The sequence below is a fragment of the Leptodesmis sp. genome (assembly GCF_052746595.1).
The window spans coordinates 1-9341 of the sequence record NZ_JBRAGO010000135.1; the positions used below are offsets into that span (position 1 = coordinate 1).

Genomic DNA, 9341 nt, shown 5'->3' on the forward strand with positions numbered 1-9341 from the left:
CCCCTCAAGATTGCCTTCTCAACCGGGATACCGTCGATCAAAGAGGCGGATGCAGTCTGTCAACAAGCCGTTCTGGATACAGCGCACCTGTTGGAACGATTGGGACATCAGGTGGAACCTGGCTGTCCAACTGGAATAGAGAAATTAGAAAAGCCCTTTACCACAGTGTTCCAGGCTGTTTTAAATGAAGCTGGAGTCCCAGAAATCTTTCTAGAGAAGATGAACCGCTGGTTTTCCATGCGGGCGCGGTTTTGTTCCTGTGGAAAATATTTGCGAGCCGTCGATCAAATGCAAATCATTGCTCGTGAAATTGTCTCTTTCTTTGATGCGGTGGATGTATTACTGTTGCCCACCTATTTGCATCCGCCTATCCGGGTGGGAGAGTGAGCCAAACTTCGACCTGCAAAGAATTTCAGGAAGATTGTTGAATGGATTGCCCCCTGTCCACCGTTTAATGCTACTGGTCAGCCTGCGATCGCTATTCCCACGGGCTTTGATCCGAATGGTCTGCCTGTTGGGGTTCAACTTGTAGGTCGTCCTGCCGCTGAAGCTACCTTGATTTCTCTAGCCGCCCAAATCGAAGCCGCCCAGCCCTGGAGCCATCATCGTCCAGAATTGCCGAGAGAGTGAGGGGTGGAGACAAGTTAAGTCACCCTAGCGATGAAGTCGCAGCTATAGGCAGAAAATCGTCGATGTAGGTTGCTAAAAACCTTGATTTTATTGAGTCTGCGTCGGCAGATTGGGTGAGTGTAGTCGCGGTTTTAACCGCCGGATACTTTTCAAACACCCTCTGAGATTTCTCAGTATTAACCTCAACATTAACTCCACTTAATTTCTAAACAGTATATTTTTCAAGAGTTATCCCTTTGACCTGACGCAATTGATTGATAGAACTTTAGGAGGTTGATCCCCTGGACTAGAAGAATAGATCAGTGGCTGATGAGCTAGCATGAACTGTCTTTCATTGTCAGCAGTTTCATTCGGCTATAGTAGGCCTAATTCCGATTAACTAACTGTTAAAGTAGGAAGCGTTTATGAGTTGGATATGTTGTAAATTCTAGTAATTGCAAACTGATGGCAAATTGCTAACTGCGATGGCCTATTATATCGAGAAATTGATTCGGGATTATCAATGTCATCGTCTCTTACGAGTTGAGCGTTAACGGTGAGCAAACAGCTTAATGGGTAGGTTTTTTAGTTAGTTTTGCTTCAAAACTGAGAATCAACAGAGCTTGAGAAGTTGATTTTTTGATTCTCTTATTAGAGGGTATTTGAAAGATACCGGGCGTTTAAAACCGCGACTACACTCACCCAATCTGCCGACGCAGACTCAATAAAATCAAGGTTTTTAGCAACCTACATCGACGATTTTCTGCCTATAGCTGCGACTTCATCGACAGGATACAAAAGAAACAGGCCTTTAAAATAGCCTCTTAAACTATGAAGATTAAACTATGAAGATCTGCATATGCCTGCAAAGATTACAAAGTATTATCAATTTATTCTTTAAAGCTATTCTTTAAAAATCCAAATTGAATAACTAAAAAAATCCAAACTGAATAACTAAATGGCTTTGTCATTGTTTGTTAGGAGGTATTAATTAAGTAATTTAGTATTACCAAGTCATATTTTCTTAAGCGTTCTGTCAGGTTATTTGGAAAACAATCAATATAAGTTTTATTGTTGAGGTTTTTTCAGAAAAACTTATAGATGATCTAATTATTTTGATTATGAAAATTTGATAAAAATCGATGTGATTGTTAGAATAAAATGCGACTTTTTTACAGATTGAATTAATCGAAAAAACTCTTGAATTAACGCAGTTTTTGTCAATAAAAGTAGGGGGAAATTAAGAGGTATGGCAGGAAACCATGTCATTTTTATTCATCCCGATGGCACCAGCCCATCTCACTATGCAGCTGCCCGATTTGCTGATTACGGTCCAGATGGGCGACTAAATTGGGACAAGTTGTCCAACGCAGGGGTCTATCTCGGACACATGGAAGACCAGTTGGTAGGAACCTCCAACGGAGGGGCAGTTCTCATGCCACTGGCGCAAAGGTCTATGCAGAGTCTTTCGGGTATGAGTAGGGGAACCTGGATATTGTTCCTTTATCGGGTATCACCGGAAAAACGATCATCGAAGAAGCTAGGGATGCAGGGAAGGTCACGGCTTTATTGCAATCTGGGGCGATCTTTGAACCCGGTACGGCTGCTTTCGTTGCCAAAACGGAAGAAATTGTCACCAGTAGCGGCACCCAGACTGTCCCACGTGCTCAATTCGCTGAAATTGCCCGTCAGGTGATTGAATCGGGTGTTGATTTCATCATGAGCGGTGGTGAGTTAAACCTGCTGCCTGTGGGAACTGATGGATTTCATGGTACTGCCGCACAATTGGATGCCCTCGGCACCAGTTCTCTCATTCGCCCTAGCGAAAACTTGATTGAAAAGGCAAAAAGCCTGGGCTATACCGTTGTTTATACTGAACAGCAACTGAGGGATTTGCTCGATCCGGCGAAAACCCCTGTACCTCCAACTAAAGTTCTGGGGGTATTTGCACCGATTCATACCTTCAACGATCGACCGGAAGAAGTTCTGGCAGCCAATGGCCGGCCCCTCTATCTAGAAACGGCTCCTACCATCGCTGAGATGCTGGAAGTAACCCAGAAGTTGATGGAGCTACACCCTAACTTTGACAATGGGTCGATCGCCATCGTGGAGGAAGAGGGCACCGATAACTTTGGCAATAACAACAATGCCCCTGGTACGCTGGAAGCTATACGTCGGGCAGATGCAGCGATCGGGGTTGTGCTAAAGTTTGTCGAGAAATATTCCAATACCCTGATTCTTACGGCTGCTGATAGTGATGCGGGTAGATTACAGGTGGTTGACTCCCGCACTCCCACCAATAATGTGGGAACCATTAACAACAACCCGGTCGATGGGACTACTGCCCGCAATGTGCCTCTGGATGGGCAAACAGGAGCCAACACGCTACCTTTTGTGGCACAACCCGATGCCAGTGGTGATATGTTTAGCTTTGGCATTGCCTGGGTTGGCACCCCTGACTTCAGTGGTTCTATTGTTTCCAAAGCGCATGGACTTAATGCAGACAAGTTGCCTGCCACGCTGGACAACACCAAGATTTACGAGCTGATGTACGAAACGCTGTTCGAGGTTGAACTCGAATCGCGGAATCCAGACCCAACGCCAGCCCCACAAGCAACCAAACAAACAGGGAATGTTATCTTCATTCACCCGGATGGCACTAGCCCGTCTCACTACATGGCGCTGCGCAACATTGATTTAGGCCCTGACGGCCGCCTGAACTGGGACATGATGTCCAATGCTGGTGTTTACCTGGGACATATGGAAGACCAGCTCACGGGAACGTCTAATGCTGGGGCTGTGACCCACGCCAATGGGGTGAAGGTCTTTGCCGAATCCTTTGGTCTAAACAATGATAATAGTGAGGTTACGCCTGCTTCCGGCAAGGTGGGGATGACCATCCTAGAAGAAGCGATCGCCGCAGGTAAGGCAACCGCATTGATCCAGTCGGGTCATATTGGCGAACCGGGAACGGCGGCCTTTGCTGCTGCAACCCTGAACCGCATTCCCGATCCAGCAGTCAGAGCGCGAGATAAAACCGCCGAGATTGCTGAACAGGTGATCCGCTCTGGGACTGACGTGATCATGTCTGGTGGAGAAGTGTATCTCTTACCCAAGGGCACAACGGGTTTCCATGTCACCCCCGAAATTGATGCGCAATTTGATGATCCCGCCGATCGCCCCACCATTAACTTGATTGACCTGGCAAAATCCCTGGGCTACACGGTAGTTTACACCGAAGACCAGATGAATGCCGTGGTTAACAGCCCCAACCCTCCCAGCAAATTGTTTGGGGTTTTTGCCGCCAATCACACCTTTGACGATCGACGGGAAGAGGCTCTGGGACTAAATACAGCTAATCCCCGTCCCCTCTACGTGGCAACAGCTCCCACCGTCGCTGAGATGCTGGAGGCTTCCCTCAAGATTCTCAACCGCGACCCTGATGGTTTCTTTGTGGTGGTTGAAGAGGAGGGCACCGATAACTTTGCAAACAAAAACAATGCCGTGGGGACGATCGAAGCTATGCGTCGGGCAGATGCGGCGATCGGGGTAGCAATGAATTATGTCAACACCCAGGATCCCAATACCCTCGTCATCACTGCTGCTGACAGTGATGCAGGTGGTCTGCAAGTATTCCAGTTTGCTCCCTACACTCGTCCCAGTGGCAACTTCGATGCCAGCAATCCTAATCTGGCAGATAGCCAGCCTGAAGTTCCCTTTATCAACGTCAATCCCACAACCACCAATAACACCCGAGCTTTCTTGGATGGGAAAAAAGGTAGTACTGCCAGCTCAGAGTTTCCCTGGGTTCCCTTTGCGGCAATGGATAGCATTGACGGTCCCATGGGGAACTTTGGTGTGGTCTGGGCAGGTACGCCAGACTTCCCAGGTAGCATCGTGGCCAAAACCTACGGTCTGAACGCCGACAAACTGCCCAGTACTTTGGACAATACTGAGATCTACAAACTGATGTACCAGACCCTGTTTGGTATCGATCTTGCGGATCTGCTGGAAGGATCTGGCAGACAAAAAAACCTGACGGTCAGGCAGGGCGAAGGTTATGGCATTGCCGTTGATTTCGGTGGCATCAGTCGTGGTGTCAACCCCAGCAGCAGCACGATCGCTGAACTGGATACGATCAAGCTGGAAGGCTCAGGGCTAACAGCTCGTAACATGCTGCTGACCCAGGATGGCGATGATTTGATCATCACCTTTGAGGGGATTGCCAACACGGGGGTCATCCTACGTAACTTTGCCCTGGAAAACCTAGATAATTTGACAAAAGCGACAGGTGCCTCGGTTGATTTGGGGAACATCTTGTTTGATGGTCAAACTACCTTTCAGGATAGTTTTGATGTATTCAATAAAGATGATGTTCGTACAGTGGTATTTAACCGCAATACCGTCACCTTCCTGAATGATCTGGATAATACAGTCTCTGGGTTTCATGATTCGGATGATGTGATCAATGGACAGGGTGGGAATGACCGATTGTATGGTCTCGATGGAAATGATATTCTGCGGGGTGGCGATGGGAATGACTGGTTGTTTGCCGGATCTGGCTCTGACATTTTAGTGGGTGGTGTGGGTGATGACACACTCAACTTAGGGCATGACCACTCCGCTGATACCGTGATCTATCGCTTAGGTGATGGCATCGACGTTGTTAACCAGTTCACATTGGGTGCTGGTGGCGATCGCTTGCAATTTGAGGGAATCGCCGCGATCGATGTGGTCAGCAATGGCAGTAGTACCTTCTTCAGATTGAGTGATGGCATTGCCAATAATGCAGGGTTTGGCTCTGGTCAATCCCTACTGGAATTACGCAATGTCAGCGGACTGACCGCCAATACCATTGGCCTCAACTTAGCCAGCGGCAATACAGCTCAGCTGCTGTTTGCTTAGGACTGTAGATTAAATTAAGGTGCAATGGTAGGGCGAGTTTTGACAGACATGAGGAGGATTGAGTTTAACTCAATCCTCCTCCTACTTGCTCAGTCTGCCACTCGATGCCCAACAATTTCTTGCAGTTAATCTGCTTACCCAAAAAACTCTGCTACAGGTGGTACTCGCGCTAGGTGCCTCAAGGCAGGCTGAGACAACCACTATCTACTCAAGGTTTTCCCATTGGTGAACGTTAATATAACAGCAAAGCACCTGGCAATTGCGATCTACAAAGGCTCTAACTGCTGAAGCACTCAGTATAGTGCAGAGTTCAAAGCTAAAGTTGTGCTAAGTTTACCTTAAAACTCAAAACTTAAAACTCTCAACTTTTGAGTCGCCAACCAGGCTTGACAACTTGATGGGGGCGGGCGATGACGAGGGCATCGTTGGGCACATCTTCTGTAACCGTAGAGCCAGCCGCGATCGTGACATCTTCGCCGATTGTCAGGGGAGCAACCAGAACGCTGTTGGAACCTGTTTTGGTGCGATCGCCAATTTTTGTTTGATGCTTCTTCACCCCGTCATAGTTGGCGGTGATGGTTCCCGCGCCGATATTGACTTGATTTCCAGCCGTGGTGTCTCCCAGGTAGGATAGGTGAGCAACATTGGTACGATCTCCTAACTTGGTATTTTTGAGTTCCACAAAATTGCCAATTCGGCAGGCCGAACCAACTTCTACATGACCGCGCAGGTGGCTATAAGGTCCAATTCTGCTATTTTCAGCGATCGTACTACCTGTAACTACGGAATAGAGAACCGTGACATTTTGACTAATCTGGCTATTTTCAATCAAACTTCCGGGGCCGATACGACTGCCCGCTTCAATGCGGGTATGGCCCCGGAGATGAGTTTGGGGTTCGATGACGACATCGGCAGCAAGTTGAACCGTGTCATCAATGGTGATGCTGTTTGGATCGACCAGCGTTACTCCCTGCTTCATCCAGTTCTCCTTGATCCGGTCTTGCAAAATGCTGTAGGCTTCGGCTAATTGTTTGCGATCGTTGATTCCTAAAATCTCCTGGTAATCTTCCACATCGACCACCATAACTGGCTCCATATAGTTCACCGCCTCCGTCAGGTAGTATTCTTGTTGATCATTCTCTGCAGTCAGTTTGGGTAAGATCCGTGCCAGCTCTACCCACCGAAAACAGTACACCCCAGCGTTGATACGGCGATTTTGCTTCTGGGCTGGTGTGCAATCTCGATCTTCAACAATTTGTTGCAAGATATTTTGACCATTGCAAAAGACGCGCCCATATCCCTTGGGATTGGGTAGGTGAGCGGCCAGCAATGTTGCCGCATTCTGATTTTCTTGATGAGTGCGTAGCAAGGATTGTAGTGTTTCAGGACGGAGTAAGGGTACGTCTCCGTTCAAAACCAATAAATCGCCATCAAAGCCATCCAGGTAAGGAAGAAGTTGCTGAGCGGCATGACCTGTCCCCAGTTGCTCAGGTTGTTCCACAAATTCTAAGGGGGGGAGCAGGCTACCATCGGCTTTTTGGTTAAGAGCTTCGATGACCAATTCCCGTCGATAGCCCACAATGACGAGTCGGCGTATAGGTTGGAGGCCTTGCACACTGTTTAATACCCATTCCACCAGGGAACGTCCTCCCAGTTGGTGTAGAACCTTGGGCAAATCGGATTTCATCCGGGTTCCACGACCAGCCGCCAAAATTGCTACTGCTACCATCCTTCTCTTAGCCTGTTTTATTGCTTGATTCCGTTTCTAAGCTTATCTCAGGCGATTCAGTAAATGGACAAAAATATGGGAAGAGATGGAATGGCTGTGATTGTTTGTCCTCTACCAGCGATCGAGTCAGGCCATCTTGCCAGTTTACGCAGCCGAGGAGGTGGGTTGAGATAAGCCTTCTGTTTCAGAGGTTCCAGCTTTAGTATTCTCTGGGATATCCTCAACAGTGGCAATAAAAGCCTTGAACTGTTTGACCAATTCCGGATTACGCCAGCCTTTGGCCGTTTCTTCATCCAAAATGGCGAGGGCTTCTTGAGGGGTAAAGGCTTTTTTGTAAGGGCGCTCACTCGTCAGTGCATCGTAAATGTCGATGAGTTGAAAAATCTGAGCTAATAGGGGAATTTGATCGCCTACCAGTCCATCCGGATAGCCTGAACCGTCCCAGCGTTCGTGGTGGTGACGAATAATTGGAACTACTCCCCGCATGGTACGTAAGGGTTGACAAATACGCTCTCCTATAGAGACGTGCTGCTGCATAATCTCCCATTCTTCAGGGGTGAGCTTCCCTGGTTTAAGCAACACTGAATCTGGAATGCCAACTTTGCCGATGTCGTGCAGATACCCTCCCCAGGCTAAGTCTCGAATTTCGCTGCGAGATAATCCCAGGAATTCTCCAAACGCTTTTCCGCAGCTAACCAGGCGTTCGCAATGATCTCCCGTATTGGGGTCACGACTCTCAATAGTACGGGCAATGGAGAACAGAACTTGTTCCGCATGATCCAGGTCTTCGTTCAGCCGTTTCTGGCGAATCAAGGACTTGACTCTGGCTGAGAGTTCCAATTGATCAAAGGGTTTCGTTAGAAAATCGTCGCCTCCGGCCTCGATTCCTCTCAGGCGAGAACGACGATCGTCCAAAGCTGTCACAAAAACAATAGGAGTGAGCCGAGTGTGTTCATCCTGCTTTAAGCGGCGGCATACCTCAAAGCCATCCATGCCGGGCATCATCACATCCAGAAGAATCAGATCTGGATTGCCAGAATTGACCATTTCCAGTGCATCTAAGCCGCAATCAGCTTCTATCACGTCATACCCTTCTACAGACAGCAGGGCTACTGCCGTCATCCGGCTAGATGGATGATCGTCAACGACTAGCACTCGAGGGCGTTCTGAGTATGAATGAGTCACGAGAGGAAGACCTTGCACGAGGTGATGGTAGAACTAGATAAACCTGACTGAGTTTACTTTACTCATCTATCAGCACTTTGCCACTCCAGTATGATCAATCATCCTATTAGAGAGATCAGGTTTTTTACGGAGATTCTCCTCATGTACGGAACAGACGAGTGCTCGGCTACTGCTTGGGACGATCGTCGCTACGCCTGCATTAACCCGCTATCGCTGTTTATCAGTTCTTGATGGCCTACGGTTGCTCCCTGAGCTATTTTATTAATCTTTGTGAACTACCAACGAAGATGGAGGAGTTTCATGCAACTTAATATTACCTTGGAGATCGCCTATCAGGTAAGCGAGTGGAGTAGATAAGTTCACTGCTCGATGGGCCTTTGTTTGCAGAACTTCTGTCCGGCAGCGACGACAAAACCAATACATTTGCCCCATACGAATATGGCGCAACAAAATACTTGAGCAGAAAGGACAGTTAGCCATTTTTTGTATTCCAGATTTAATAAGAATCAATTACGAGAAACAGACAAGTAAGAGAAACGGGCAAAAGGGGAAAATAATTTTGGATTAGATGTGATCTCGCTTCTTAGTTCCAATCAACAATTCGCAGTATTTTCGAGCCTTTTTAGATGATTTTTAGTCAAGATAGTTAAAAGGAATACTTTGCAATCCATTAATCGCAAATAAACTTTTTCCAAGTCCAGAATCTTAGTTTCTCTTATAGGAAAAGGACCGTTCTCTAAGAGGATGTTTTAAAGGTCTCTCTCTCACCCTGGCGACTGAAGTCGCGGCTATCCGGGAAAACCTGCTGATGTAGGTTACTGAAAACCTGCATAGTATTGAGTCTATGTCGGCAAACTGGGTGAGTGTAGTTACGGTTTTAACGCCAGATACTTTTCCGGAAGCAAATCTATTT

The 9341-nt window shown here is 47.4% G+C and carries 3 protein-coding genes and 1 pseudogene; 2 read left to right on the plus strand and 2 right to left on the minus strand.

Annotation, left to right across the window (positions count from 1 at the left end; all coding sequences use genetic code 11):
• The first annotated feature begins 9 nt into the window (after nt 1-9).
• Nucleotides 10-630: pseudogene (locus ACUVQO_RS20895) on the plus strand (amidase family protein).
• Nucleotides 631-2139: 1509 nt separating this feature from the next.
• Complete coding sequence (locus ACUVQO_RS20900; RefSeq protein ID WP_445927761.1) at nt 2140-5514, plus strand: alkaline phosphatase; 3375 nt, start codon at nt 2140-2142, stop codon at nt 5512-5514.
• A 361-nt stretch (nt 5515-5875) separates the two neighbouring features.
• Here the strand turns inward: ACUVQO_RS20900 and glmU are convergent, their stop codons facing one another.
• A complete protein-coding gene (gene glmU, locus ACUVQO_RS20905; protein WP_445927759.1) occupies nt 5876-7243 on the minus strand; it encodes a bifunctional UDP-N-acetylglucosamine diphosphorylase/glucosamine-1-phosphate N-acetyltransferase GlmU in 1368 nt (455 codons plus the stop codon).
• Nucleotides 7244-7387: 144 nt separating this feature from the next.
• On the minus strand, nt 7388-8398 hold the full coding sequence (locus ACUVQO_RS20910; RefSeq protein WP_445927760.1) for an HD domain-containing phosphohydrolase: 1011 nt from the start codon (nt 8396-8398) through the stop codon (nt 7388-7390).
• Between the last annotated feature and the right edge of the window lie 943 nt (nt 8399-9341).

Bases quoted from the DNA above. Each gene is read 5' to 3' on its own strand.
- glmU (WP_445927759.1), bottom strand. From the start codon at position 7,243: ATGGTAGCAGTAGCAATTTTGGCGGCTGGTCGTGGAACCCGGATGAAA.